This window comes from Streptomyces sp. NPDC002044, assembly GCF_040296725.1.
Classification (GTDB): domain Bacteria; phylum Actinomycetota; class Actinomycetes; order Streptomycetales; family Streptomycetaceae; genus Streptomyces; species Streptomyces antarcticus.
The window spans coordinates 120,657-145,395 of the sequence record NZ_JBEOXU010000001.1 but is presented as its reverse complement, the minus strand read 5'-3'; the positions used below and the strand labels follow the sequence as shown (position 1 = coordinate 145,395).

Annotated in this window: 21 protein-coding genes; 7 read left to right on the top strand and 14 right to left on the bottom strand. The window is 73.5% G+C overall.

Going from position 1 to position 24,739, the window contains the following annotated elements; genetic code table 11:
- Nucleotides 1-64 precede the first annotated feature (64 nt).
- Nucleotides 65-4,018, top strand: a complete 3,954-nt coding sequence (gene eccCa, locus ABT106_RS00685; RefSeq protein ID WP_351270227.1) for a type VII secretion protein EccCa — start codon at nucleotides 65-67, stop codon at nucleotides 4,016-4,018.
- Between the two features lie 88 nt (nucleotides 4,019-4,106).
- Nucleotides 4,107-4,352, top strand: coding sequence for a DUF397 domain-containing protein (locus ABT106_RS00680; RefSeq protein WP_351270224.1), 246 nt, complete (start codon nucleotides 4,107-4,109; stop codon nucleotides 4,350-4,352).
- 93 nt (nucleotides 4,353-4,445) lie between these two features.
- Here ABT106_RS00680 and ABT106_RS00675 read toward each other — a convergent pair whose 3' ends face one another.
- From ABT106_RS00675 to eccB, 4 genes are all read right to left on the bottom strand, one after another.
- On the bottom strand, nucleotides 4,446-4,754 hold the full coding sequence (locus tag ABT106_RS00675) for a WXG100 family type VII secretion target (RefSeq protein WP_267717470.1): 309 nt from the start codon (nucleotides 4,752-4,754) through the stop codon (nucleotides 4,446-4,448).
- A 45-nt stretch (nucleotides 4,755-4,799) separates the two neighbouring features.
- A complete protein-coding gene (locus ABT106_RS00670) occupies nucleotides 4,800-5,132 on the bottom strand; it encodes a WXG100 family type VII secretion target (RefSeq protein WP_351270222.1) in 333 nt (110 codons plus the stop codon).
- 215 nt (nucleotides 5,133-5,347) lie between these two features.
- Nucleotides 5,348-6,727, bottom strand: coding sequence for a type VII secretion-associated serine protease mycosin (gene mycP / locus ABT106_RS00665; protein WP_351270220.1), 1,380 nt, complete (start codon nucleotides 6,725-6,727; stop codon nucleotides 5,348-5,350).
- Nucleotides 6,728-6,738: 11 nt separating this feature from the next.
- Nucleotides 6,739-8,391, bottom strand: a complete 1,653-nt coding sequence (gene eccB, locus ABT106_RS00660; RefSeq protein WP_351270217.1) for a type VII secretion protein EccB — start codon at nucleotides 8,389-8,391, stop codon at nucleotides 6,739-6,741.
- A gap of 258 nt (nucleotides 8,392-8,649) precedes the next feature.
- On the opposite strand from eccB, the gene eccE reads away from it, so the two are divergent.
- The 3 genes from eccE (at nucleotide 8,650) to ABT106_RS00645 (ending at nucleotide 13,408) form a co-directional block, all read left to right on the top strand.
- Nucleotides 8,650-9,924: a type VII secretion protein EccE gene (gene eccE / locus ABT106_RS00655; protein ID WP_351270215.1), complete on the top strand. Its 1,275-nt coding sequence runs from the start codon at nucleotides 8,650-8,652 to the stop codon at nucleotides 9,922-9,924.
- Nucleotides 9,921-10,619, top strand: a complete 699-nt coding sequence (locus ABT106_RS00650; RefSeq protein ID WP_351270212.1) for a hypothetical protein — start codon at nucleotides 9,921-9,923, stop codon at nucleotides 10,617-10,619. The genes eccE and ABT106_RS00650 overlap by 4 nt, the downstream gene beginning before the upstream one ends.
- 329 nt (nucleotides 10,620-10,948) lie before the next feature.
- Nucleotides 10,949-13,408: an SCO5717 family growth-regulating ATPase gene (locus ABT106_RS00645; protein WP_351270209.1), complete on the top strand. Its 2,460-nt coding sequence runs from the start codon at nucleotides 10,949-10,951 to the stop codon at nucleotides 13,406-13,408.
- Nucleotides 13,409-13,514: 106 nt separating this feature from the next.
- Here the strand turns inward: ABT106_RS00645 and ABT106_RS00640 are convergent, their stop codons facing one another.
- The 10 genes from ABT106_RS00640 to rimP form a co-directional block, all read right to left on the bottom strand.
- Nucleotides 13,515-14,471, bottom strand: a complete 957-nt coding sequence (locus ABT106_RS00640; RefSeq protein ID WP_351270206.1) for a bifunctional riboflavin kinase/FAD synthetase — start codon at nucleotides 14,469-14,471, stop codon at nucleotides 13,515-13,517.
- A 127-nt stretch (nucleotides 14,472-14,598) separates the two neighbouring features.
- A complete protein-coding gene (locus tag ABT106_RS00635) occupies nucleotides 14,599-14,877 on the bottom strand; it encodes a hypothetical protein (protein ID WP_351270203.1) in 279 nt (92 codons plus the stop codon).
- Nucleotides 14,878-15,455: 578 nt separating this feature from the next.
- On the bottom strand, nucleotides 15,456-15,911 hold the full coding sequence (locus ABT106_RS00630) for a hypothetical protein (protein ID WP_351270200.1): 456 nt from the start codon (nucleotides 15,909-15,911) through the stop codon (nucleotides 15,456-15,458).
- Between the two features lie 485 nt (nucleotides 15,912-16,396).
- Nucleotides 16,397-17,305: a tRNA pseudouridine(55) synthase TruB gene (gene truB / locus ABT106_RS00625; RefSeq protein WP_351270197.1), complete on the bottom strand. Its 909-nt coding sequence runs from the start codon at nucleotides 17,303-17,305 to the stop codon at nucleotides 16,397-16,399.
- Nucleotides 17,302-17,760 carry a 30S ribosome-binding factor RbfA gene (gene rbfA / locus ABT106_RS00620; RefSeq protein ID WP_351270194.1) on the bottom strand — a complete coding sequence of 153 codons (459 nt, stop codon included), beginning with the start codon at nucleotides 17,758-17,760 and terminating at the stop codon, nucleotides 17,302-17,304. Before rbfA ends, truB begins: the two co-directional genes overlap by 4 nt.
- A 33-nt stretch (nucleotides 17,761-17,793) precedes the next feature.
- Nucleotides 17,794-18,087: a DUF503 domain-containing protein gene (locus ABT106_RS00615; protein ID WP_267717480.1), complete on the bottom strand. Its 294-nt coding sequence runs from the start codon at nucleotides 18,085-18,087 to the stop codon at nucleotides 17,794-17,796.
- Between the two features lie 178 nt (nucleotides 18,088-18,265).
- Entirely contained in the window at nucleotides 18,266-21,418 is a 3,153-nt protein-coding gene (gene infB, locus ABT106_RS00610) for a translation initiation factor IF-2 (RefSeq protein ID WP_351270191.1), read from the bottom strand.
- Between the two features lie 130 nt (nucleotides 21,419-21,548).
- A complete protein-coding gene (locus ABT106_RS00605; protein WP_351270188.1) occupies nucleotides 21,549-21,857 on the bottom strand; it encodes a YlxR family protein in 309 nt (102 codons plus the stop codon).
- A gap of 175 nt (nucleotides 21,858-22,032) precedes the next feature.
- Nucleotides 22,033-23,061 (bottom strand): transcription termination factor NusA, encoded by a 1,029-nt coding sequence (gene nusA / locus ABT106_RS00600; protein WP_351270185.1) that lies wholly within the window; start codon nucleotides 23,059-23,061, stop codon nucleotides 22,033-22,035.
- Between the two features lie 2 nt (nucleotides 23,062-23,063).
- On the bottom strand, nucleotides 23,064-23,576 hold the full coding sequence (rimP, locus tag ABT106_RS00595; RefSeq protein ID WP_351270182.1) for a ribosome maturation factor RimP: 513 nt from the start codon (nucleotides 23,574-23,576) through the stop codon (nucleotides 23,064-23,066).
- 194 nt (nucleotides 23,577-23,770) lie between these two features.
- Between rimP and ABT106_RS00590 the strand changes: the two genes are divergently transcribed.
- Together ABT106_RS00590 and ABT106_RS00585 are read left to right on the top strand one after the other, a co-directional pair.
- Nucleotides 23,771-24,280 carry a hypothetical protein gene (locus ABT106_RS00590; protein WP_351270180.1) on the top strand — a complete coding sequence of 170 codons (510 nt, stop codon included), beginning with the start codon at nucleotides 23,771-23,773 and terminating at the stop codon, nucleotides 24,278-24,280.
- On the top strand, nucleotides 24,277-24,735 hold the full coding sequence (locus tag ABT106_RS00585) for a ferritin-like domain-containing protein (protein ID WP_351270178.1): 459 nt from the start codon (nucleotides 24,277-24,279) through the stop codon (nucleotides 24,733-24,735). Before ABT106_RS00590 ends, ABT106_RS00585 begins: the two co-directional genes overlap by 4 nt.
- Nucleotides 24,736-24,739: the final 4 nt, after the last annotated feature.

Genomic DNA, 24,739 nt, shown 5'->3' with positions numbered 1-24,739 from the left:
CGCCCGGGACTTGGGGGGCGCCGGCAGCGACGTCCCGCCCGTAATTCGAGGGATTGATGCTCCGGTGAGCCAGATCGTCGTCAAACGCCCCCCACGGTCCCTGCCGGCCGAAGTGCCGTCGCAGGAGCTGCGGCTGGAGGCTCCGCCCGAGCTTCCGCGGGGGCAGCAGGAGGGCATGATGATGCAGCTCCTGCCGATGCTCGGCATGGGTTCGTCCGCGGTGTTCTTCTTCATGCCGGGCGCGATGCCCATGATGCGGATCATGGGCGCGCTGATGCTGGTGTCGACGCTCGCGATGGTGATCGCGCAGGTCCTGCGCTTCCGCAGGGGTACGCAGGGGCAAATGGCGGACGTGCGCCGGGACTACCTGAAGTACCTGTCGCAGACGCGCCGTCAGGTACGGCGGACCGCGCGGGCGCAGCGCGACGCCCAGCTGTACCTGCACCCGGCTCCGGAGCAGTTGTGGTCGGTGGTGGCGGAGGGGTCGCGGCTGTGGGAGCGGCGGGTCGGGGACCCGGACTTCGGTCAGGCCCGGCTGGGGCTGGGCGCGCAGCGGCTGTCCACCCCGCTGGTGGCGCCCGATACGGCGCCGGTCGACGAGCTGGAGCCGCTGGCGGCGGGCGCGATGCAGCGCTTCCTGAGGGTGCACTCCTCGCTGGACGGGCTGCCGGTGGCGGTGTCGATCCGGGCGTTCTACCACGTGACGGTGTCCGGGGAGCCGGAGTCGGCGCGGGGCACGGCGCGCGCGCTGGTGGCGCAGCTGGCGACGCTGCACTCCCCCGAGGACCTGATGGTGGCGGTGGTGGCGGCGCCGGGGGCGGTGGCGGCGTGGGACTGGACGAAGTGGCTGCCGCACGCGCAGGTGCCGGGGCAGGTCGACGGGGCCGGTACGAAGCGCCTGTTCGGGGATGACCTGAGCGACCTGGAGGGGCTGCTGGGCGCCCGGCTGGAGGGGCGGCCGCGGTTCAGCCGGGAGGTGTCCCCCGTACTGGACCAGCCGCACCTGGTGCTGGTGCTGGACGGCGGGTCGGTGCCGCCGGACTCGGTGTTCGCGGCGGCCGAGGGGCTGCAGGGCGTCACCATCGTCGAGGTGGTCGCGGGCGAGCTGGACGAGCCGCGGGGCGGGCTGTCGGTCGTGGTGCGGCCGGGGCGGCTGCGTCTGGAGTCGGGCGCGGGGGTGGCGTACGAGGGTGTTCCGGACACGCTGTCGCTGCCGGCGGCGGAGGCTCTCGGCCGGCAGCTGGCGCCGCTGCGCACGGGCGGCGGGGACGACGACGAGCCGCTGCTCGCGAACCTGGACTTCACGGACCTGCTGAACCTGGGCGACGCGGCCGCGGTGGACGTGGCGCGGACCTGGCGGCCGCGGTCGGCGGGTGAGCGGCTGCGGGTGCCGATCGGGGTCGGCGAGGACGGCGGTCCGGTCATGCTGGACCTGAAGGAGGCCGCCCAGGAGGGCATGGGCCCGCACGGCCTGTGCGTGGGCGCGACCGGTTCGGGCAAGTCGGAGCTGCTGCGCACGCTGGTGCTGGGGCTGGCGGTCACGCACACCTCGGAGACGCTGAACTTCGTGCTCGCCGACTTCAAGGGCGGTGCGACCTTCACCGGCATGGGGCAGATGCCGCACGTGGCGGCGGTCATCACCAACCTGGCGGACGACCTGACGCTCGTGGACCGCATGGGCGACTCGATCCGCGGCGAGCTCCAGCGACGGCAGGAGCTGCTGCGGTCGGCGGGCAACTACGCCAACATCCACGACTACGAGAAGGCCCGCGCGGCCGGCGCACCGCTGGAGCCGCTGGCGTCGCTGGTGCTGGTGATCGACGAGTTCAGCGAGCTGCTGACGGCGAAGCCGGACTTCATCGACATGTTCATCCAGATCGGCCGGATCGGCCGTTCGCTGGGCGTGCACCTGCTGCTGGCCTCGCAGCGCCTGGAGGAGGGCAAGCTGCGCGGGCTCGACACCTACCTCTCGTACCGGATCGGTCTGCGGACCTTCTCGGCGGCGGAGTCGCGGACCGCGATCGGCGTGCCGGACGCCTACCACCTGCCGTCGGTGCCCGGTTCGGGCTACCTGAAGTTCGGTACGGACGAGATGACGCGCTTCAAGGCGGCGTACGTCTCGGGCACCTACCGCTCGGCCGGCCCGGACCTGTCGGTGGGGCTGTTCCCGGTGGAACGGCGGCCCGCCCTGTTCACGGCGGTGCCGGTGCCGGTGGTGTACGCGGCGCCTGATCCGGCGTACCTGGCGGCGCAGTCCTCCCGGGGCGACGACGCGCTGGCCGACACGGTGCTGGACGTGATCGTGGGCCGGCTGGAGGGGCAGGGCGTGCCGGCGCACCAGGTGTGGCTGCCGCCGCTGGACCAGGCGCCGCCGCTGGACCAGCTGCTGCCGGCGCCGGCCCCGAGCGCGGAGCGCGGGCTGCACGCGCAGGGGTACACGCGGCCCGGCGGGCTGGTGGTGCCGCTCGGCCTGATCGACAAGCCGTTCGAGCAGCGGCGCGAGGTGCTGTACCGGGACTTCTCCGGTGCGGCGGGCCACATGATGGTGGTCGGCGGTCCGCAGTCGGGCAAGTCGACGCTGATGCGCACGCTGATCTCCTCGTTCGCGCTGACGCACACCCCGCGCGAGGTGCAGTTCTACGGGCTGGACTTCGGCGGCGGCAGCCTGTCGTCGGTGGCGGAGCTGCCGCACGTGGGCGGCATCGCCTCGCGTCTGGACCCGGAGCGGGTGCGGCGCACGGTCGCGGAGGTCGGGGGCATCCTGAACCGCCGCGAGGAGTTCTTCCGGTCGAACGGCATCGACTCGATCGGCACCTACCGGCGCCGCCGGGCGGCGGGCGAGCTGCCCGGCGAGCCGTGGGGCGACGTGTTCCTGGTCGTCGACGGCTGGGGCAACTTCCGCGGCGAGTACGACGGTCTGGAGCAGGTCGTCACGGACATCGCGTCCCGCGGTCTGGGCTACGGCATCCACGTGGTGATCACCGCGGCCCGGTACATGGAGGTGCGGGCCGCGCTGAAGGACCAGATGCTCAGCCGGCTGGAGCTGCGGCTCGGCGACGTCATGGACTCCGAGTTCGACCGCAAGGTCGCGGCGAACGTCCCGGCGGGGATGCCGGGCCGCGGTCAGGTGGCGGAGAAGCTGCACTTCCTGGGCGCGCTGCCGCGGATCGACGGCTCCCACGAGGCGGGGGACCTCTCCGAGGCCACGGCCGCCTTCGTGGACGCGGTGAAGCGGGGCTGGTCGGGCCAGGCGGCTCCGGGCGTCCGGCTGCTGCCGCGGCTGCTCCACAGCGACCAGCTGCCCAGGGGCGGCGAGCATGCCGGACGCGGGATCGCGATCGGCATCGACGAGACCGAGCTGGAGCCGGTGTTCGTCGACTTCGAGTCCGATCCGTTCCTGCTGGTCTTCGGCGAGAGCGAGTCGGGCAAGACGAACCTGCTGCGGCTCATCGCCCGGCAGATCGCCGAGCGCTACACGCCCGACCAGGCCCGCCTGGTCGTGGGCGACTACCGGCGGAGCCTGCTCGGGGCGCTGCCGGAGGAGCACCTGCTCGAGTACGCGCCGATGGCGAGCTCCCTGCAGATGCACATGGAGGCGCTGGGCGGGGTGTTCTCGCGCCGTCAGCCGCCGACGGACGTCACCCCGCAGCAGCTGCGCGACCGCAGCTGGTGGACCGGTCCGGACGTCTTCATCATCATCGACGACTTCGACCTGGTGGCGACGAGCCAGGGCAATCCGCTGGCCCCGCTGGTGGAGTTCCTGCCCTTCGCCCGGGACACGGGCGTCCGCTTCGTGATCGCCCGCAACTCGGCGGGCGCCTCGCGCTCGATGTACGAGCCGTTCATGCAGCGGATCAAGGAGCTGGGCGCGCAGGGCGTCGTGCTGTCCGGCGACCCGTCCGAGGGCGACCTCGTGGGCAACGTGCGGCCGCGTCCGATGCCGCCGGGCCGCGCGTACTTCTCCTCGCGCCGGCGGGGCACGTCACTGGTGCAGCTGGGGCGGATGCCCGGGATGTGAGCGCCCGATCACGGGGAAACCGCGCCGCGGGGCGCCCTGGCACCGATAATCGTCGGTGAAGACCGCTCCACCGACGGAAGGGCCGCACATGGGCACCCAGCAGGAGAAGGACGAGCTGTACGCGCTCGACATCAGCGGCGTCGCGTGGGAGGGCCCGCCCGGGACCAGCCCCGACGAGGAGCGCGTCGAGATCGCCCGGCTGCCCGAGGGTGCGGTGGCGATGCGCTCCTCCCTGGACCGCGAGACGGTGCTGCGCTACACGGCGGCCGAGTGGGAGGCGTTCGTACTGGGCGCCAGGGACGGGGAGTTCGACTTGGAGCGGCACCGGCCGTGAGCGGCCGGCGCCGCCTGCGGCGCCGGCGGACGCCGAAGGGGCGCGCCCGTGCGGGCGCGCCCCTTCGGCACGTACGGACGTCGCCGCCGCGGCCTAGAACGCCTCGGTGAACAGGCGCGACGCCTTCTGGTCCGTGGAGCGGTAGTCGTCCTTGCCGCGCTCGATGAGCTGGGCGACCTGCTCGAGCGTGGTCTTCATGTGCTCGGCCTTGCCCTTGTACTTGCTCTGGAGCTGGATGTAGGCGGCGTGCGCCTCACCGTCCCAGGTGTCCGTGACGACCTTCAGGGCCTGGTCCATGGCGGCCAGGTCGTCGACGATCTTCTTGGAGACCGTGCGGATGCGGTTGGCCATCTGCTGGACGCTCTCGTACTGGACCTTGGTGTGGCCGTCGGTGGCAGCCATGTGCATCTCCTTCGGGCTGAGCGGGCTGTTCGGTGGACGAAGCGGTCAGATGCCGTTGAGACCGGAGGTGTTGCCGCTGGGCTGAACGGCCTTGAACGCGGCGCGCACGTCGTCGTCCTGCGCGTTGCTCAGGTTCTTGGTCTGGGCGACCGCGTTGTGCAGGATCCCCAGCAGCCGGCGGATCTGGTCGTGGTCCTCGTTGACCACCGTCTGCGCGCTGACGAACCCCGAGGCACCCACACCGGTCCAGCCGGCGCTCACGGTGGCCAGGATGTCGGCCAGCTCGCGGGCCTGGGTGGTGACGGCATCGGCCGTTTCAGAGATCTTGTTCTTCGCCTGGACGACGGGATCGTCCGCAAGTCCGAAAGTGTTGCTCATCCGAAGCTCCTCACTTCTCAATTCGCCGGCGGAACCGGCGGATCGCGTGGCGGAGCGGACGGCCCCGGGCGCGGATTTCAGCCACGCGCCCCGGACGTCCCCCTCCGCTTCACGCGCATCCCCCGATCACAGTCGTGAAGCCTGTTGTCACTCTAGCCAGTTCGCCGGAGCTGCCCAACACCGGTGGGCCGCCTCCGGCGACGAACCGTGACCGTTCACTGCAAACGGCCACGGCGGGTGCGGGCCTCCCGGACGACCGTGGCCGTGCCCGCGATGACGGCGATGAGGACCGCCGTGATCCCGAGGGCGTACGTTGCGAGGCGCTCCTCGCGTTCCTGCGGGGTCTCGGCGAGCTGGAGCACCGCCGCCTCCGGGGCGACGGCCGGCGGCGGGCCGGGGTCCGGGACGGGCGCCTTCGGCGGCTCGTGGTCCTGCCCGAGGGCGCGCACGGGGTCCACGACGCCCCAACCGACGTAGTCGTCACGGCCGTTGACCGCGCGTTCCGCGGTGTTCTGGATCTGCCAGACGATCTGCTCGACGCTCCAGTCGGGGTGCTCGGCGCGCAGCAGGGCGGCGACCCCGGCGACGTACGGTGCGGAGAAACTGGTGCCGTTGTCGATGCACTGGCCGAAGCCGGGGACGGTGGAGACCATGTCGACCCCGGGTGCGGCGATGCCGATGAAGTCACCGGGCTGGGAGAACGCGGCCCGCTCGTTGTTGCGGTCGGAGGAGGCCACCGCGAGGACGCCGGGGAAGGCCGCCGGGTAGGTCTTGCGCTTCTCACCGCTCATGCCGTCGTTTCCGGCCGAGGCGATCACGACGACCTTGGCGTCGATGGCCTTCTTCACCGACGCGCCGAGGGCGGAGTCCGCCGAGAGCGGCGCGTCGGTGTCCTGCGAGATGTTGATGACCTGGGCACCCTTGGCGACCGCGTGGTCGATCGCGGCGGCGAGGGAGGCCGCGTTGCCCTGGCCGCGCCCGTCGTTCTGCCGGATCGGGATGATCGTGGCCTCCGGGGCGAGGCCGACGAAGCCGGTGCCCGCCTGGGGGCGGGCGGCGATGAGCCCGGCGACCTTCGTGCCGTGCCCGACGGTGTCGTTGGTGCCGTCGCCGGCGGATGCTCCGGCGCCGCCCTTTCCGTCGCCCGCGGGTTTGCCGTCCGCACCCTTGACCTCGACGAAGTCCCGGCCGGCGCTGACGTCGATCGCGCCGCTGAGCTGGGGGTTCGCGCGGTCGACTCCGGTGTCGATGACCGCGACGCGGACGCTGACGCCCTTCGCGTCCTTGCCCTTGGTCTGCGCCCACAGCTCGTCCAGGAGCAGCCGTTGGAGGGCCCAGGGCCGGTCCTCGATCTGCTTCTTCATGGGGAAGGTGCACGCGCCGGCGCCGTCGAGCCCCAGGGCGTACGGGGGCTGCGGCGCGGGCACGCCGGGGGCGGGCGCGGCGGCGGCCGCCGTACCGGACAGGGCGAGGAGGCCGAAGGAGAAGGCCAGGAGCGCGCACCGGGCCACGGGGGCCGCGAGCGGACGGGACGGCGGGGCCGGGGGCGTCCCGGTCCGGGGCAGCGGCGGTCGGGGCATCGGCGGTCGGGGCATCGGCGGCTTCCTCACGAACCCTGCGGCTGGCGAGCCGAGTTGGTGTCCAGGCGCGGCCCCTTGGAGAGGAACTCCGACCACGCGATCGGCACCATCGCCGGAACGACCGTCCCGTAGCCCAGCCGGATCTGTGCCTGGCTGGCCTCGGGGCGGACGTCCGCCCCGTCCTCGGTCTGCTCCTGCGGCGCGCCGATCGCCGACTTCTCGCTGTCGCTGTCGCCGTTGGCCTGGACGGCGTACCGCAGTCCGGTGTCGGTGACCAGGAAGAGTGAGCCGCCGGCCGTCGTCTGCCGGCCCTGGACCTGCGTGTAGAGCAGCCCGGAGCCCGGGGTGACGTACGCGCTGGTGCCGCTGGCCGTAATGTCGACGGGGAAGGCCGGGCCGGCCCAGGTGCTCAGGGTCGCGTTGCCCTGCCCGTCGACCGCGCGGAGCACGGCGCAGACGGTGTCGCGGTGGCCCGCGCCGTCCGGCTGGGCGGTGCTGTTCGGCTGGGCGGTGCTGTCCGGCTGGGCGGTGCTGTCCGGCTGGGCAGTGGTGTCCGGCTGGGCCGCGCCGGCGGGAGCGGTCTGGTTGACGCGCTCCGGCCTGCGCTGCGGCCACCGCAGGCCCCCGGCGAAGGGGGCGGCGTCCGGGGCGAGGGCCTGGAGGTCGATCTCGCGGGCCTTGCCGTTCATGTTGAGGCCGTCGGTCTCGGGCGCGGAGATCAGCAGCCAGGCGGCGAACTCCGAGACGGGCGCGACCTTTCCGGGCAGGACCACGTAGTACTGCGTGCCGGAGCCGGTCTGGGCCGTGAGCACCATGCCGACCCTGTTGTCCGCGGTGGCCAGGCCGGTGACGCCGGCGTTGGCGCCGGCCCTGGCCGGCAGCTGCGGGAAGGCGAGGTCGTCGCCGGGGGCGAGGGTGTCCAGCCACTCCTGGGTGACCTGCTGCGGGGTCGCGCCGGTACCGACCAGGGCGGTGGTCATCGTCCCGGCGGCCGCGGTGCCCTCCGCGAACCGGTACTTCACACCCGTCGCGTCGACGAGGTAGCGCTCCTTGCCCGGCCCGGTGCTCTGCACGTACAGCGACTGGGTCTCGCCGACCCGGCGCTGGTCGTCCAGGACGCGCGCCTCGCGGTCGGCGAGGACGAACGTGGCCGTCTGCACGCCGCGGCCGTTGCCGCCGGGCTGCTGGCAGACCGCCCAGCGCTTGGCCTTGCCCGCGTCCTCCTTCGCGGGGAGCCGGTCGGGGGCGTACGGGATGCCGATGATGGGGCCGCGCGGCGGTTTGCCCCGGTCCAGGACCTTGTCCTCGACCTGGACCACCTTGGACTTCGCCCCGTTGAGCAGGAGCCGGGCGGAGGCGAGGTTCAGCACCGGGTGCAGCCGGGGCTGGTCCTTGCCGTTGACCTTGGTCGTCAGGACCACGTAGCGGGTCGTCGACTGCTTGCCGACGATGACCTGCGTGCCGGGCTGGGCCCAGCCCTTGGGCGCGGTCGGCTTGAACATGCCCCAGGCGCCGAATCCGGCGACGATGAGCGCCCCGACGACCAGCCCCGGGACGACCGCGCGCAGCGGGCGCGGAGCGCCCTCCTCGGTCCCCGTCGCGGAGGGCTGGAGGAACGCGGCCACCGTGCGCCGCTTCGCGAAGGTGTACGCGTTGAGCTCATCACGTCGTGATGCCATGACTGCCTGATTCTCCCCGCACGGCCCGTTCGGTGACCGCGGTCCCCGGGCCTGGATGGTCGGACCGGGCTCCTACTATGCCTCCTGACGGACCGTACGGAGGGGCCGGGTAGGGTGGGGCCGCCGTCCGGCGACCTCCGGAGCAGCCCGATCAGGGCGGGGCCGGGGCGGATCGGGGAGGTTCCGGGCCGTGCGGCGGGTGCCGCGCAGTGCCGGAACGCACGGGGTCCAGCCCCGGAAAGGGGAGGTGCGCGAGTGATGGCCACCGCGACGCGACCGCAGACGGCCTCGGCAGCGCCCGCACACGGCGGGGTGACACCTCATCCGGAGTCGAGCCCCGGGCGCTTCGGTCCGTTCCGATTGCAACAGCTCGTGCTGCTCCAGCTCGCCGCCGCGGGCCTGTTGGCGGCCTGGGCGGTCGAACCGCTGCTGCTGGTTCCCGCCGGTGCGGCGGCGCTCGTCCTGGTGGTGCTGGCCGTCGTACGCCGTCACCAGCGCTCGCTGCCCGAGTGGATCGGCGGCGTCCTCGCCCTGCGCACGCGTCGCCGCCGCGCCGCCTCCCTGGCGGTGCCCGTGGGCACGGAGCCGGGGCTGGCCCCGCTGGTCGAGGCCGATCCGGCGCTGCGCACGCTGACGTTCAGCGACCGCGAGCGGCGGCCGGTCGGCATGATCGGCGACGGGACCTTCCTGACCGCGGTCGTCCAGGTGGACACGGAAGCCACCGCGCTGCGCCCCGACCGGGCGGCCCGGCCGCTGCCGCTGGGCGTCGTACGGGACATCCTCGAAGTGGACGGCATCCGGCTGGAGTCCGCGCAGCTGGTGCAGCACACCCAGCCGGCTCCCGCGCCGCACCTGCCGGCCCGGTCGCTGGCCACCCGCAACTACGCGCCGTTGCAGGCCCGGACGGGCACCCCGGCGGTACGGCTGACCTGGATCGCGCTCAAGCTCGACCCGGAGCTGTGCCCCGAGGCGGTCACCGCGCGCGGCGGCGGCCTCGCGGGCGCCCAGCGGTGTGTGGTGCGGGCGGCGGACCAGCTGGCCAGCCGGCTGGCCGGGGCCGGGTTCACGGCCACCGTGCTGACCGAGCAGGAGCTGACGGCCGCGCTGGCCACCTCCTCGTGCGCGAACCCGATGGCGATCACCCAGGCGGGGCGCACCGCCGGTACGGGGCGCCGTACGGAGGAGACCTCGCGGACCTGGCGCTGCGACGACCGCCGGCACACCACGTACTGGGTCGGCCGCTGGCCGCAGTTGGGCGGGTCCGGGGCGGCGGGGCTGCCGCAGTTCGTGGCGCTGCTCACCTCGATTCCGGCGCTCGCGACGAACTTCAGCCTGACGATGGCCGCGGCGGACCGGCAGGGCGTGACGCTCAGCGGACACGTCCGGGTGACGGGACGCAGCGATGAGGAACTGGTGTCCGCGCGAAGGGAGTTGGAGCGGACGGCGCGGGGAGTGAAGGCCGGGCTGGTCCGCCTGGACCGCGAACAGGTACCGGGCCTGCTGGCTTCGCTGCCGCTGGGAGGCGCGCGATGAGGGGCGGTTTCGGACTGGTCGGACCACGCCGTGCCCGGCACGTGGTCCCGGCCGCGGACCTGGACGCGCTGGCCCTGCCGGTCGGCGACGACGGGGTCGTGATCGGCGTGGACGCCGAGGGGCGGCCCGCGGTGCTCGGCATCAACCGGCCGACCCCGTACGAGGTCACGCTCATCGGGGGTCTCTGGACGGCGCAGGTGCTGGCGCTGCGCGCGGCGGCCACGGGCGCGCGCGTGGCGGTGGAGACCGGACGGGGCCCGGTGTGGTCCGCACTGGCCCGCGAGGCGGGCGGCGGACAGCAGTGCGTGACCCTGCACGAGGTGGGCCGGGTGCCGCCGCAGGGCGCCTCGGCCGGCAGTCCGGTGCTGGTGATCCGCGACTGCGGGATGCGGCCGCCGCGCGGCCGGGTGGTGGCCGGTCCGTGGCAGTCGGTGCTGACGCTGCTCCCGTACCTGAGCCCGACGGCCCCGCGGCTGCTCCAGCAGTCCTCGCTGGCGGGCGTGCAGCGGGTGTCGCCGGACGAGGCGGAGCAGATCGGCCGCCTGATGAACCTGCCGCGGCCGGCGGTGGATTCGCTGCCGACGCTGGGCGACGGCGTGACGCTGTGGTGCACGCCGCGGGACCGGCAGTTCGTGATGACGCAGGGGACGGACGCGGAGACGGGCCTGCTGGGCGCCGCGCGCCGGATCGACTAGGACCTCGCCTTCGTCTTCGTCTTCTCCGTCACCGTCCCCGTGACCTTCTCCGTCGCCGTCGCCTTCTCCGTCGCCGTCGCCGTCGCCTTCTCCGTCGCCGTCTCCTTCGGATCGGTCCGGTGTCGCGTGGTCCGGTGAGGTCCCGTGCCGTGCCTCGCGGGCATGGCGGGGCGCCGGGCGGCCGTGTGCGGCGTGCGGTGCGGCGGGGGTGCGGTGCCGGGTGGGGCAGGGTAGGGGAGGCCGACACCGGTGTCGGGGCCCGATTAGGCTGGGCGCGGCCGCGGCGTCGAGGTGGACGCCGGACCGTGTGCGACAGATCAGGAGGACCAGTGAGCGGCGATCGGAACGAGAGGCGCGGCGGGACGTGGGACGTCCCGACGGACGATCAGTCCGACGCGGAGCCCGAGATGACGGGCGAGTTCACCATCGACTACACCCCGCCGGCCTGGTACACGCAGGACGCGGCTCCGGCCGCCTCGGTACCGGGTCTGCCCGAGGGGAGCGGCTTCGAGCCGCACCGCCCGGCGGACGCGGCCCCGCCGGCGCGGATCGCTCCACCGGCTCCCAGGACCCCGTCGGACGGCGCCGGGCAGCCGTTGGCGCCGCCGGTGCCGGTGGAGCCGTCTGCCCCGGAGGCGGCTCCGAGTCCGGCTCCGCTGCCCGTGCCGGTGATGCCGTTCGTGCCCGTGCCCGTGCCGGCTCCCGGGGCTCCGGCCGCGGTCGAGCCCCCGGAGCCGTACCGGGTTCCGGCGGACGTGCCCGGGGCAGCGGTTCCCGCACCGGCGCCGGTGGTGGCCGAGACGCCGCCCCCCGTGCCCGCCCCGTACGGGGTACCGGCTCCCGGCGCCGGTCTCGGCCCGGAGGCTCCGGCGCGGGACGAGGTCCCCGCTCCCGAGCCGCACCGAGCCCCGGTCCCGGCGGCGCCCCGCGAGGACGCGCCGGTCCAGGACGCGCCGTACCGGGACGCCCCCGTCCCCCCCGCGCCGTACCGGGACGCGGGGCCGGTCGCCGCCGCCGAGGCCCCGGCGCCTGCGCCTGCGCCTGCGCCGGTCGAGCCTGCGCCGGTCGAGCCTGCGCCGGTCGAGCCGCCCGCGGCCGATCCGTACCCCGCCCCCGGCCCGGCTTACGCCGTGGGCCCCGTACCCGGCCCGTACCAGGACACCGCCCCGGCGCCGGTGGACGCCGGCCCGCCGTACCCCGCGCCCGGCCCGGCCGGGACCGGCGCCGCCGGCCCGTACCAGGACGCCGTCCCGGCGCCCGCGCCCGGGTCCTCGGATGCTCCCGCGGAAACCCCGTTCGGGAGAACTCCCGCGCCGGAGGCGGGGGTTCCGGTCAGTCGTGCGGAGGTTCCGCGGCCCGGTCCGGAGCAGTCGTCCGCGGGCCCCGGAGGGGAACTTCCGTCGCTGCCGCCCACGTTCGCGGCGCAGGACGCGTACCCGTATCCGTATCCGCCGCAGCCGCAGCCGCAGCCGCACACCCCTGCCCCCGTCCCTGCCCCGCAGCACGACCCCCGGTCCCCCGCCCAGTGGCCCGCCGGCCAGCAGCACGCGCAGCCCCAGCCCCCGCACGACGCCCGCTACTCCTCGGGACAGGCCACCGGCGGGGCGCCGCTCGGCTACACCGCCGCCGTCGAGCTGTCCTCGGACCGCCTGCTGCGCACCAAGCCGAAGTCCAGGAACAACAACAGCGGCGGCGGGGTCGGAAGCCGGTTCCGCTTCGGCGGCAAGGCGGCCGAAGCGGAACGTCAGCGCAAGCTGGAGCTGATCCGCACCCCGGTCATGTCCTGCTACCGCATCGCCGTCATCAGCCTCAAGGGCGGCGTCGGCAAGACCACGACGACCACCGCCCTCGGCGCCACGCTGGCCACCGAGCGGCAGGACAAGATCCTCGCGATCGACGCGAACCCCGACGCCGGCACCCTCGGCCGCCGCGTCCGCCGGGAGACCGGCGCGACGATCCGGGACCTGGTCCAGGCGATCCCGTACCTGAACTCGTACATGGACATCCGCCGGTTCACCTCGCAGGCGCCCTCCGGGCTGGAGATCATCGCCAATGACGTGGACCCCGCTGTCTCGACGACCTTCAACGACGAGGACTACCGGCGCGTCATAGAGACGCTCGGCCGCCAGTACCCGATCATCCTCACCGACTCGGGCACCGGGCTGCTCTACTCCGCGATGCGCGGCGTCCTGGACCTGGCCGACCAGCTGATCATCATCTCGACACCGTCCGTGGACGGTGCCAGCAGCGCCAGCACCACCCTCGACTGGCTCTCCGCCCACGGCTACGCCGACCTCGTGTCGCGTTCCCTCACCGTCATCTCGGGGGTCCGCGAGACCAGCAAGATGATCAAGGTCGAGGACATCGTGCAGCACTTCGAGACCCGCTGCCGCGGTGTGGTCGTGGTGCCGTTCGACGAACACCTCGCGGCCGGCGCCGAGGTCGACCTCGACATGCTGCGGCCCAAGACCCGCGAGGCGTACTTCCACCTCTCCGCGCTGGTGGCCGAGGACTTCTCCCGGGCGCAGCAGCAGGCCGCGCAGAACCACTGGGGCGCTCCGCAGCAGCCGCAGCAGCCCCAGCCCCACCCTCAGCCCCAGGGCCCGGCCCAGCCGTCCCCGTACGGGCCTCCCCAGGGCCAGCCCCCGTACCAGCAGCCTCCGCAGCCCTACGGACAGCCCTACCCGCAGGCCGGCCGGCCCTGGCAGCAGCCCCCGGCCCCGCAGCAGCACCCCCAGCAGCCACCGCCGCCGCCCTCACAGCCCCCGCGCGACCCGCGCCTCGGCTGAGGAGTACGGGGACGCGCCGCGCCCGTTCCCGTGGCGCGGACGGAGAAGGGGCCTGTACCACCCGGGGTGGTACAGGCCCTTCCCGCTCGTTCCGGCGCGGCCGGCGTCAGCGCTCCGAGTCGTACGCCTCGGTCAGCACCCGCGCCCGCTTCACGTCGTCCGCGATCGCCTCCAGCAGCCCGTCGAGCGACTCGAACTTCGCCATCCCGCGCACGTAGGCGAGGAAGTCGACGGCCACGTGCATGCCGTACAGGTCCAGCCCGACGCGGTCGATGGCGTACGCCTCCACGGTCCGCTCGGTGGCGTCGAACTGCACGTTCGTGCCGACCGAGATCGCCGCGGGCATCCGCTCGCCGTCCGCGGTCAGCCAGCCCGCGTACACCCCGTCCGCCGGGATCGCGGTGTGCGGCTGCGTCTCGACGTTGGCCGTCGGATAGCCCAGCTCGCGGCCGCGCTGCGCACCGCGCACCACGACGCCCTCGACCCGGTGCGGGCGCCCCAGGATCTCGCCCGCGCCTTCCATGTCGCCCTCGGCGACGAGCCTGCGCGCCAGGGTGGAGGAGAACGGCACCCCGCCGCCCGCCTCGCCCCGCTCGACCAGGTCCACGACCTCGACCTCGTAGTCGTACGTGGCGCCCAGCTCGCGCAGGAAGTCGACGTTCCCCGCGGCCCGGTGGCCGAAGCGGAAGTTCGGGCCCTCGATGACGGCGCGCGCGTGCAGCTTGTCGACGAGCACCTTCACGATGAAGTCGGCCGGGGACAGCTGCGAGAACTCCGCCGTGAACGGCAGGATCAGCAGCGCGTCCACGCCCAGCCCGGCCATCAGCTCGGCGCGCCGGTCGTACGGGGCCAGGATCGGCGGGTGGCTGCCGGGGCGGACGACCTCGCTCGGGTGCGGGCTGAAGGTGACGACGACGGACGGGACGCCCAGCGCGCGCGCCGCGGCCACGGCCCGTCCGATGATCAGCTGATGACCGCGGTGCACACCGTCGTAGGAGCCGATGGTGACGACGCTGCGTCCCCAGTCCTGGGGGATGTCCTCCAAGCCACGCCAGCGCTGCACTGTGACCGCTCCTCGCCCGAACCCGTGTGGACCCTGTACCGATTGCCGATTGCAGGTCTAAGACTGCCATGCCGGTGGCCGCTGCCCCGCATCGGCATCGGAGTCGGAGACCTGCCGTGTCAGGTCGTCACGTCACATCCGCGACGGCCCTGCCGAGGGTCTCCACCGTCCGCCGCGCGCCCGGCCCCAGCAGGGCGGCCGCCCCGCCTTGCGCCTGTGCCGGCCAGCAGGCCACCAGGGCCCCGAAAGCCGGGTCGCCGCGGGCCGGCTCGACGGTCCGCCGCTCGGACACGGCCGGGCCGCCCGGGGCCCGCAGCAGCTGCCGTCCGGTACGGCGCAGCAGCTCCCGCGGCCGGGCTCTCCGGGCGCCCGGAGACCCCGGCAGAACGGCCGCGACCGCTCCCATGAAGGCGTCGAGGACCCGCGGATCGGTCTCCTCGCGCAGCAGTACGGCGGCCGGCGCGCCCCGCGGCCCGTACCGCCACCGGGGCGGTGCGCAGCAGGTCCAGGACGAGCGGACGCAGCACCGGCTCGGCGGCCGGGCCCTGTTCGAGCCGCCGGTCCGCGAACGCGGCGGCGTGCGGGGCGTCCTCGGGGTGCCGCGCCAGGTGTTCCCGTACGAGGTCGGCCGCGCGCCGGGCCAGCCCGGGGGTGGTCAGCGCGCGGCGCGGCGAACACCGCGTCGGGGTCCGGGAGTACGGGCAGGGCCGCGACCAGGGCTGCGGCGGGGAGCCGGGAGCCGTGCCCGGGGTCGCGGAAGCGGGCGAGGGTGTCGGGGAGGCAGCGGCCGCGCGCGGGGGGATCGCGGAGCAGCACGGCCAGGGCGCTGCCGTGCGGGGAGTTGTCGGCGGGACGCGCGAGGAGGGCTTCGGCGGCGGCCGGGCCGTTCGTCGCGGGCCCAGTGGTCCACGGCCCGGTACAGGGCGGAGGGCTCCTCCTCGGCCAGGACGGCGAGCAGTTCGTCGGCGCGGGGGTGCGCGGCGGTCACGAGCGCCTCGGCGAGGTCGTCCACGGCGCGGCGGCGGTGGGCGTACAACAGGGCCTGGGCGGCGGTGGCCCCGGGGCGCCCGCGCAGCCGGCGCTCGTCGTCGAACCACGCGCAGAGCAGCGGTTGCGCGAGCCGCGGGTCGCGGGCGAGCCGACGGGCGGCGGCGTCGAGGCAGCGGTCGCCGGGGGCCGCTTCGGCGGGCGACAGGCGGGCAGCAGGCGGCGCAGCAGTTCGGGCCGGTCCGGTTCGGGCAGGCGCAGCCGGTTCCGGAAGCGGCCGTCGAAGGCGCCGGGACCGGCGCGGGCCACGTGCTCGGCGAGGACGGGCAGGTGGGGGTGGGCGCCGGCGGTCCGCAGCAGGGTCCCGCGGAGCAGCCGGGCGGCCCACCAGGCGCGGTCGGGATCGGCGGCGGTGTCCTCGGCCAGCCGGTGGAGCCGCCGTACGAGGCCCATGAGCTCCCGGCCAGCGCGTCGGGGGGCGGCCTGCGCCGGGCTTACAGGACGGGTCCGATGCGGTGCCGGGGCCGGTCCCGGCCCGTGCACCACCCGGCTCAGGCCGTCGACGGCCTCAAGGCTGGTGACCACCGTCCCGCGGGCGTCCGCGACGAACCCGCGGCCGCGCGTCAGCCCGGCGGACCCAGCCGCCCAGGCCGCCCCCACCGTGCCAACCGTCCCGTCCGCCATGGCCGCACCACTCCTCCGCAACGCCCCGTGCTCACGACGGTAGGCAGGTGAAGATCGGCACGAACAGCACGCGAGACGAACGCGCCCCCTTACGCTCCCTCCATTCACTCCGAGCGCCTGCTCGGACGGGTGAATACAGGGGCCCGGGTGGATAGAGACCTACCCGAGGGGGGTCGTGGAGCGGTGAGCGGCGATCGATGTGCGCTCACCGCTCCACGTCAATCGGCGTTCAACCGCTCCACGTCAATCGGCGCTCAGACGAAGACCGCGAGGGACTTCGCCTTCCCGCCCTTGCTCTCCACGAGCCCGAGCAGCAGGCCCTGCGGCCCGTAGACCGCGACCGTCCGGCCGTCCTCGTACTCCTCCGGCATCTCGATCCGCACGCCGTTGGCGAGCAGCGAGGCCCGTCGGGCGTCCAGGTCCCAGCGCGGGAAGGCCGCGGCGGCCGCCTCGCCGATCGGCATGACGGTCAGCTCCTCCTGGAGCTGGTCCAGCGTCCGGGCCCGGTCGATCTTGTACGGGCCCACCCGGGTGCGCCGGAGCGCCGTCAGGTGTCCGCCCACGCCGAGGTCGGCGCCGAGGTCGCGGGCGAGGGCGCGGATGTACGTACCGCTGGAGCAGACGACGGAGACGACGAGGTCGACGACCTTGGTGCCGTCCTCGGCCTCCGCCTCACGCATGTCGTACACCTGGAACGACGAGACGGTGACCGGTCTGGCCGGGATCTCGAAGTCCTCGCCGTCGCGGGCGCGCTTGTAGGAGCGCACGCCCTTGATCTTGATGGCGCTGACCTTCGACGGGACCTGCATGATCGGGCCGGACAGCTTGGCGACGCCCGCGTCCACGGCGTCCCGGGTGACCCCGGTGGCGTCCGTGGAGGAGATCAGTTCGCCTTCGGCGTCGTCCGTCAGGGTGTTCTGGCCCAGCCGGATCGTGCCGAGGTACTCCTTCTCCGTGAGCGCGAGATGGCCGAGGAGCTTGGTGGCCTTCTCGACGCCCAGGACCAGCACGCCCGTCGCCATCGGGTCGAGCGTGCCGGCGTGGCCGACGCGGCGGGTCCTGGCGATCCCCCGCATCTTGGCGACCACGTCGTGCGAAGTGAAACCGGACGGCTTGTCGACGATGACAAGGCCGTCCGGAGTCTTCCCTGCTTCGGTGCTCATTCCGCGGCTGCGTCCTCGTCGGAGTCGTCGTCCTCGTCGGGCTTCTTGTACGGGTCGGCGTCACCGGCGTACTTCGCGCCGGACGACACCTCGCGCACCTGGGCGTCGGAGGTCCGCGCCTTCTCCAGGAGGTCCTCGATGGTCTTGGCGTTCTCCGGGAGGGCGTCCGCGATGAAGGTCAGGGTAGGCGTGAACTTGGTTCCCGCCGCCCGGCCGACCGCGGAGCGCAGAACGCCCTTGGCGCTCTCCAGGCCCGCTGCCGCGCTGGCCCGGTCCTCGTCGTCCCCGTAGACCGTGTAGAAGACCGTGGCCTCCCGCAGATCGCCGGTGACCCGGGTGTCCGTGATGGTCACGTGCGTACCGAGGCGGGGATCCTTGACACCGCGCTGCAGCTTCTCGGCCACCACCTCCCGGATGAGGTCCGCCAGCTTCTTCGCCCGCGCATTGTCGGCCACTGGTCCGTCTCCTTCTTTCTTGCAGACAAGCAATCAGTCTTCATCACCGTGGAAGCGCCGTCGTACGGACAGCAGCTCCACTTCCGGACGTGCCGCGACCAGCCGCTCGCAGCGGTCCAGTACGTCCGAGAGGAACCCCGCGTCCCCACTCACCAGAGCGACCCCCAGCCGGGCCCTGCGGTGCAGGTCCTGGTCGCCCACCTCCGCCGCGCTCACGGAGAACTTGCGTTGGAGCTCGGCCACGATGGGCCGGACGACGGAGCGTTTCTCCTTCAGCGAGTGAACGTCGCCGAGGAGCAGATCGAAGGACAGAGTCCCCACGTACATGCAGTTCCGGATGTCCCGCCGGTGCGGGTTCGGTGGCCTGCCGGACCGTCGCCCGGCAGGATCACCCGGCTGCCGTGCGGCCGGGTCACCAGAACCGTACACGCAACGGCCGGGGCCGATCGACGGATATTCCGCCGACCGGCCCCGGTGTCACGACACGGTGCGATGTGCCTCGCGCTTACGCGCGGGGCTTCTCGCGCATCTCGTACGTCGCGATGACGTCGTCGATCTTGATGTCGTTGAAGTTTCCGAGGTTGATACCGCCCTCGAAGCCTTCGCGGATCTCGGTGACGTCGTCCTTGAAGCGGCGCAGACCGGAGATGGTGAGGCTCTCGGCGATGACCTTGCCATCGCGCAGGAGCCGCGCCTTGGTGTTGCGCTTGACCTCGCCGGACCGGATGAGGACACCGGCGATGTTGCCCAGCTTGGACGAGCGGAAGACCTCGCGGACCTCCGCCGTACCGAGCTCGACCTCTTCGTACTCCGGCTTGAGGAGACCCTTCAGGGCCGCCTCGATCTCCTCGATGGCCTGGTAGATCACCGAGTAGTAGCGGACGTCGACACCCTCGCGCTCCGCCATCTGCGCGGCACGGCCGGCCGCACGGACGTTGTAGCCGATGACGATGGCGTCGGAGCCCATCGCCAGGTTGATGTCGGACTCGGTGACCGCACCCACACCGCGGTGCAGGACGCGGATGTCGACCTCTTCGCCGACGTCGAGCTGGAGCAGCGAGGACTCGAGGGCCTCCACCGCACCGGACGCGTCGCCCTTGATGATGAGGTTGAGTTCCTGGACGAGACCGGCCTTGAGGACCGAGTCGAGGTCTTCCAGGGACACCCGGCGGACGCGCTTGGCGAAGTTGGCGTTGCGCTCTCGCGCAGCACGCTTCTCGGCGATCTGACGGGCCGTGCGGTCCTCGTCGACGACGAGGAAGTTGTCGCCGGCGCCGGGGACGTTGGTGAGACCCAGGACCAGGACGGGGGTCGACGGACCCGCTTCCTCGACGTTGTTGCCCTTGTCGTCGAGCATGGCGCGCACGCGGCCGTAGGCATCGCCCACGACCATCGTGTCGCCGACGCGGAGGGTACCGCGCTGGACGAGGACGGTGGCGACGGCACCGCGGCCGCGGTCGAGGTGGGACTCGATCGCAATACCCTGAGCGTCCTGCTCCGGGTTGGCGCGCAGGTCGAGCGAGGCGTCGGCGGTGAGGACGACGGCCTCCAGCAGGGAGTCGATGTGCAGACCCTGCTTGGCGGAGATGTCGACGAACATCGTGTCGCCGCCGTACTCCTCTGCGACCAGACCGAACTCGGTGAGCTGACCGCGCACCTTGACCGGGTCGGCACCCTCGACGTCGATCTTGTTGACCGCGACGACGATCGGGACGCCGGCGGCCTGGGCGTGGTTGAGCGCCTCGATCGTCTGCGGCATGACGCCGTCGTTGGCCGCGACCACGAGGATCGCGATGTCGGTCGACTTGGCACCACGGGCACGCATGGCGGTGAACGCCTCGTGACCCGGGGTGTCGATGAAGGTGATCTTGCGCTCTTCACCGTTGACCTCGGTACCGACCTGGTACGCACCGATGTGCTGCGTGATGCCACCGGCCTCGCCCGCGACGACGTTCGTCTTGCGGATGGCGTCGAGCAGTCGGGTCTTACCGTGGTCGACGTGACCCATGACGGTCACGACCGGCGGACGCGGCATGAGGAATTCCTCGCCGCCCTCGTCCTCGCCGAACTCGATGTCGAAGCCCTCGAGGAGCTCGCGGTCCTCTTCCTCCGGGCTGACGATCTGAACGACGTAGTTCATCTCGCCGGCCAGCATCTCGAGCGTCTCGTCGGAGACGGACTGCGTGGCAGTGACCATCTCGCCGAGGTTCATCATCACGGCGACGAGCGACGCCGGGTTGGCGTTGATCTTCTCCGCGAAGTCGGTGAGGGACGCACCGCGCGACAGGCGAACGGTCTCGCCGTGACCACGCGGCAGCATGACGCCGCCGACCGACGGGGCCTGCATGGCCTCGTACTCCTGGCGACGCTGGCGCTTGGACTTGCGACCACGACGCGCCGGACCGCCGGGACGGCCGAAGGCACCCTGCGTGCCACCACGGGCATTGGGACCACCGGGACGCCCGCCGAAGCCGGGACGACCGCCGCCACCGGCACCGGCCGGACCGCCGCCGAAGCCGCCGCCACCGGGACGGGGACCGCCGAAGCCGCCACCGCCGCCGGGACGCGAGCCCGGACCGGCCGGACGGCCGGCGAAGCCGCCGCCACCGGGACGGGCACCGCCGCCACCACCGGGACGACCGGCGCCGCCCGTACCGGGACCACGGCCACCGGGGCCGCCGCCGGGACGGGGACCGGGACCACCGGCAGCGGGACGCTGCGGCATCATGCCCGGGTTGGGACGGTTACCGCCGGGAGCACCGCCAGGTCCGCCGGCGCCGGGTCGTGCGCCGCCCTGCGGACGGGGCATGCCGCCCGGGGTCGGACGGCCCGCACCGGCACCCTGCGGACGCGGAGCGCCGCCGGGGCCGCCCTGCGGGCGGGGGGCACCCTGGCCGCCGCCGGCGCCGGGGGCACCGGGACGGGGAGCGCCGGCCGGACGGGGCGCCTGCGGGCGCGCCATGCCGGTGGAGCCACCAGAGGTGAAGGGGTTGTTGCCCGGACGGGGACCCGCCGGACGGGCACCCTGGGGACGCGCGGCCTGCGAGCCGGGGCCCGAAGGACGCTGCGACGGGGCACCGGGGGCGGAACCGGCCGGACGCGGGGCGCCGGGACGGGCGCCGGACTGGCCGCCCTGACCCTGCGCCGGACGCTGCTGCGCCGGACGGGGGCCGGGAGCCGCGGCGGCGGGACGCTCGGTGCGCTCGGTACGCGCCGGGGCGGCCGGGGCCGCCGGAGGCGCGGAGAACTCGGTCACCACGGGAGCCGCCGGAGCGGGCTTCGGGGCGGCCGGAGCCTTCGGGCCGGGACGCGGGCCGGAGGCGGCCGGGGTCACCGGTGCGGGCGCCGCGGCGGCCGGGGCCTCCGCTACGACCGGCTTGGGGGCCGGTGCGCCGGGCTTCGGCGCTCCCGGACGTGCCGGGGCGGGAGCCCCGGGCTTGGCGGGGGCCGCCTTGCGGGGCGCACCCGGCTTCGCAGCGGACTTGCCGGCGTTGCCGCCGGGGCCCTGCAGTGCGTCGGTCAACTTGCGTACAACCGGCGCCTCGATCGTCGAGGACGCCGAACGGACGAACTCACCGAGTTCTTGGAGCTTGGCCATGACGACCTTGCTCTCAACTCCGAACTCCTTGGCGAGTTCATATACCCGGACCTTAGCCACTTCGCTCCTTTTAGGTCCGGGTTACGCCGGACCGTTGCTACTTCATGGGCGTACTCATCGCGTACTCATCGAGTGGTGCTCATCGCAATCTCGACCTACTTCCAACTCGCGAGGTACCTGACCGCACGGGTCATCCGTGCCGTTCTGTGTCGTACGGTGTCGCCTCGGCCTGAACGGCCACCGCTGTGCGCAGTTCCGCGGTGTCGAGCGCTCCGGTGGACCGAAGGGCCCGGGGGAACGCGCGGCGGCGGACCGCCTGGTCGAGGCAGACCACGGCGGGGTGCACGTAGGCACCCCGGCCGGGCAGCGTACCGCGAGGATCGGGGACGCATTCGTCACCGACCGCCACGATGCGCAGCAGATCGTTCTTGGCCGCTCGCTCCCGACACCCCACACAGGTGCGTTCGGGGCATGCGCGGGCTTGCGTCCGGCCAGACACGCCTAAGTCTACCTCCCCGTACCGACCTCACCCCTTCAGGTGAAAAATCGAACGGATGTTGTCGTGATCCGATGTCCCACGATCCGCTGTCGAAACCGCCGGAACCCCGTCGGGAGTTCCGGCACGCGGCGTCGTGTTCCTGTGTACCGCCCGGGAAGCCCCGACCGGTACCGGTTTATTCCCGGCCGGCGCCCCGGTCCGCGCTCCGGTCCCGGTCTGTGTCCGAGGACACCTCGGTGTCGGGGCGGATGTCGATGCGCCAGCCCGTGAGCCGTGCGGCGAGGCGGGCGTTCTGGCCCTCCTTGCCGATGGCCAGCGACAGCTGGTAGTCGGGCACGGTCACCCGTGCGGAGCGGGTGTCCCAGTCGACGACCTCGACCTCGCTCACCCGCGCGGGGGACAGCGCGTTGGCGACCATCTCCGCCGGGTCGTCCGACCAGTCGACGATGTCGATCTTCTCGCCGTGCAGCTCGGCCATGACGTTGCGCACGCGGCTGCCCATCGGGCCGATGCAGGCGCCCTTCGGGTTCAGGCCGGAGCGGGTGGACCGCACCGCGATCTTGGTGCGGTGGCCGGCCTCACGGGCGATCGCGGAGATCTCGACGCTGCCGTCGGCGATCTCCGGGACCTCCAGGGAGAAGAGCTTCTTCACCAGGTTGGGGTGGGTGCGCGACAGGGTCACGGACGGACCGCGGACACCCTTGGCCACGCGCACGACGTACGCCTTCAGGCGCAGCCCGTGCGTGTAGTCCTCGCCGGGCACCTGCTCCTGCACCGGCAGGATGGCCTCGAGCTTGCCGATGTCGACGAGGACGTTCTTGGGGTCCTTGCCCTGCTGGACGACGCCGGTGATGACGTCGCCCTCACGGCCGGCGAACTCGCCGAAGGTCAGGTCGTCCTCGGCGTCGCGCAGACGCTGCAGGATCACCTGCTTGGCGGTCGTCGCGGCGATCCGGCCGAAGTCCGACGGGGTGTCGTCGAACTCCTTGGGCTCCTGCCCCTCTTCGAGGTCCCTCGGGTCTTCCGTCGCCCACACGACCACGTGACCGTTGGTGCGGTCCAGCTCGACGCGTGCGCGGCGGAAGCTCCCGTCGGTCCGGTGGTACGCGATGAGGAGGGCCGACTCGATCGCCTCGACGAGCAGGTCGAAGGAGATCTCCTTCTCCCGGACCAGACCCCGTAGGGCACTCATGTCGATGTCCACGACTACGCCTCCTCTTCCTTCTTGTCCTTGCGGTTGAACTCGATCTCGACACGCGCCTTGGCGATGTCGGAAAACGCGATGCGGCGGGCGGTCGCCTTGCGGCCCTTCACGCCCGGTACTTCGAGGTCCAGCCCCTCGTCGTCGACGTCGAGGATGCGGGCGATCAGCTCACCGGCACCCTTTTCACCTTCGGTGGTCAGCTGAAACTTGACGAGGCGGCCGATCGCCCGAACGTAGTGACGGTGCTCGCTGAGCGGGCGGTCCGCGCCGGGGGAGCTGACTTCGAGGACGTACTCGTCCTCACCCATCACGTCGGACGCGTCGAGCTGATCGGAGACCTCACGGCTCAGCTCCGCGCACGCGTCCAGCTCCACGCCCTCGTCGGAGTCCACGATGATCCGCAGCATCCGGCGCTTGCCCGCCTTGGACAGCTCGATCTCCTCGAGGTCCAGGCCCTTGGCGGCGACGAGCGGCTCCAGCAATCCGCGCAGCCTGTCGCTCTGGGTGGTGCTCATCCGGGTGACTCCTCGGCCGCGTGTGCTGTTGTGGTTTCCGTCGTGCGTCAGCTCAAAGGGTATCCGGTCGCGGGGGGTGTTGCCGTCCGCCCTGTGGACAGGGCCCCGGGTACCGTGATCACACCCTGCCCCGCCGCACCCCCGAGGACGCCGCCGTGCCCTTGACCCCGTCGTGGAGACCCTCGCGAAGAAGCGTGCTGACCGGCGCCGCCGGTGCGGCCGGCGCCGTGCTGCTGTCCGGGTGCGACGGGGGCCCGTCCGGCGGTGACGCCGCGATTCCACTCGAACGGCGGATGCGGGAGACGGCCGTTCGTGACAGCGGGCGGCTGCTGGAACGTTACGACGCCACGGCCGCCGCCCATCCGGCCCTGGCGGAGCGGATCGCGCCGCTGCGCGCGTCCGTCGCGGCGCACGCGGCGGCCCTGGCCCCCGCCGCCCCCGGCTCCCCGTCCGCCGCCGCGTCCTCTCCCCCGTCCGGCGGTACGGGGGCGGCCGCGCCCGCCACGGGGGCCGGCGGGCCGGTGCCCGGGAAGCCCGCCGACGCGCTGGCCGCCCTCGCGGACGCCGAGCGGACCCTGTCCGAGTCCCGGACCATCGACCTGGCCGCGGCCCCCGGGGAGCTGGCCCGGCTGCTGGCCTCGGTCGCCGCCTGCGGCGCCGTACACACGTACCTGCTGACCTCGAACCCCGGAGCCGCGTCGTGAAGCCCGAGCCCTCCCCCGCCGGCCGGGCCCTGGCGGCCGCGCAGGCCGCCCTGGCCGCCGAGCACGCGGCCGCGTACGGCTACGGGGTGATCGGCGCCCGGGCCGCGGCCGCCCGCGCGGCCGAGGCCCGGGAGGCGTTCGGCGGCCACCTCGCGCGCCGGGACGCGCTCTCGCGGACGGTGCGGGAGCTGGGCGGATCGCCCCGGCCCTCGGAGGCGGCGTACGCGCTGCCGTTCGCGGTGCGCACGCCCGCCGACGCGGAGCGGCTGGCCGCGGAGATCGAGGACCGGGTGGCGGGCGCCTACTCCGATCTGGTGCGGTCCGCGGAGGGTCCGCTGCGCCGCGAGGCGGCCGACGCGCTGAGCGCCGCCGCCGTGCGCGCGGCACGCTGGCGTGGTGGCGGCGTAGCCTTCCCTGGGCTCGCGGAACGCTCGGAACGAGCCCGGACCAGCTGAAAGG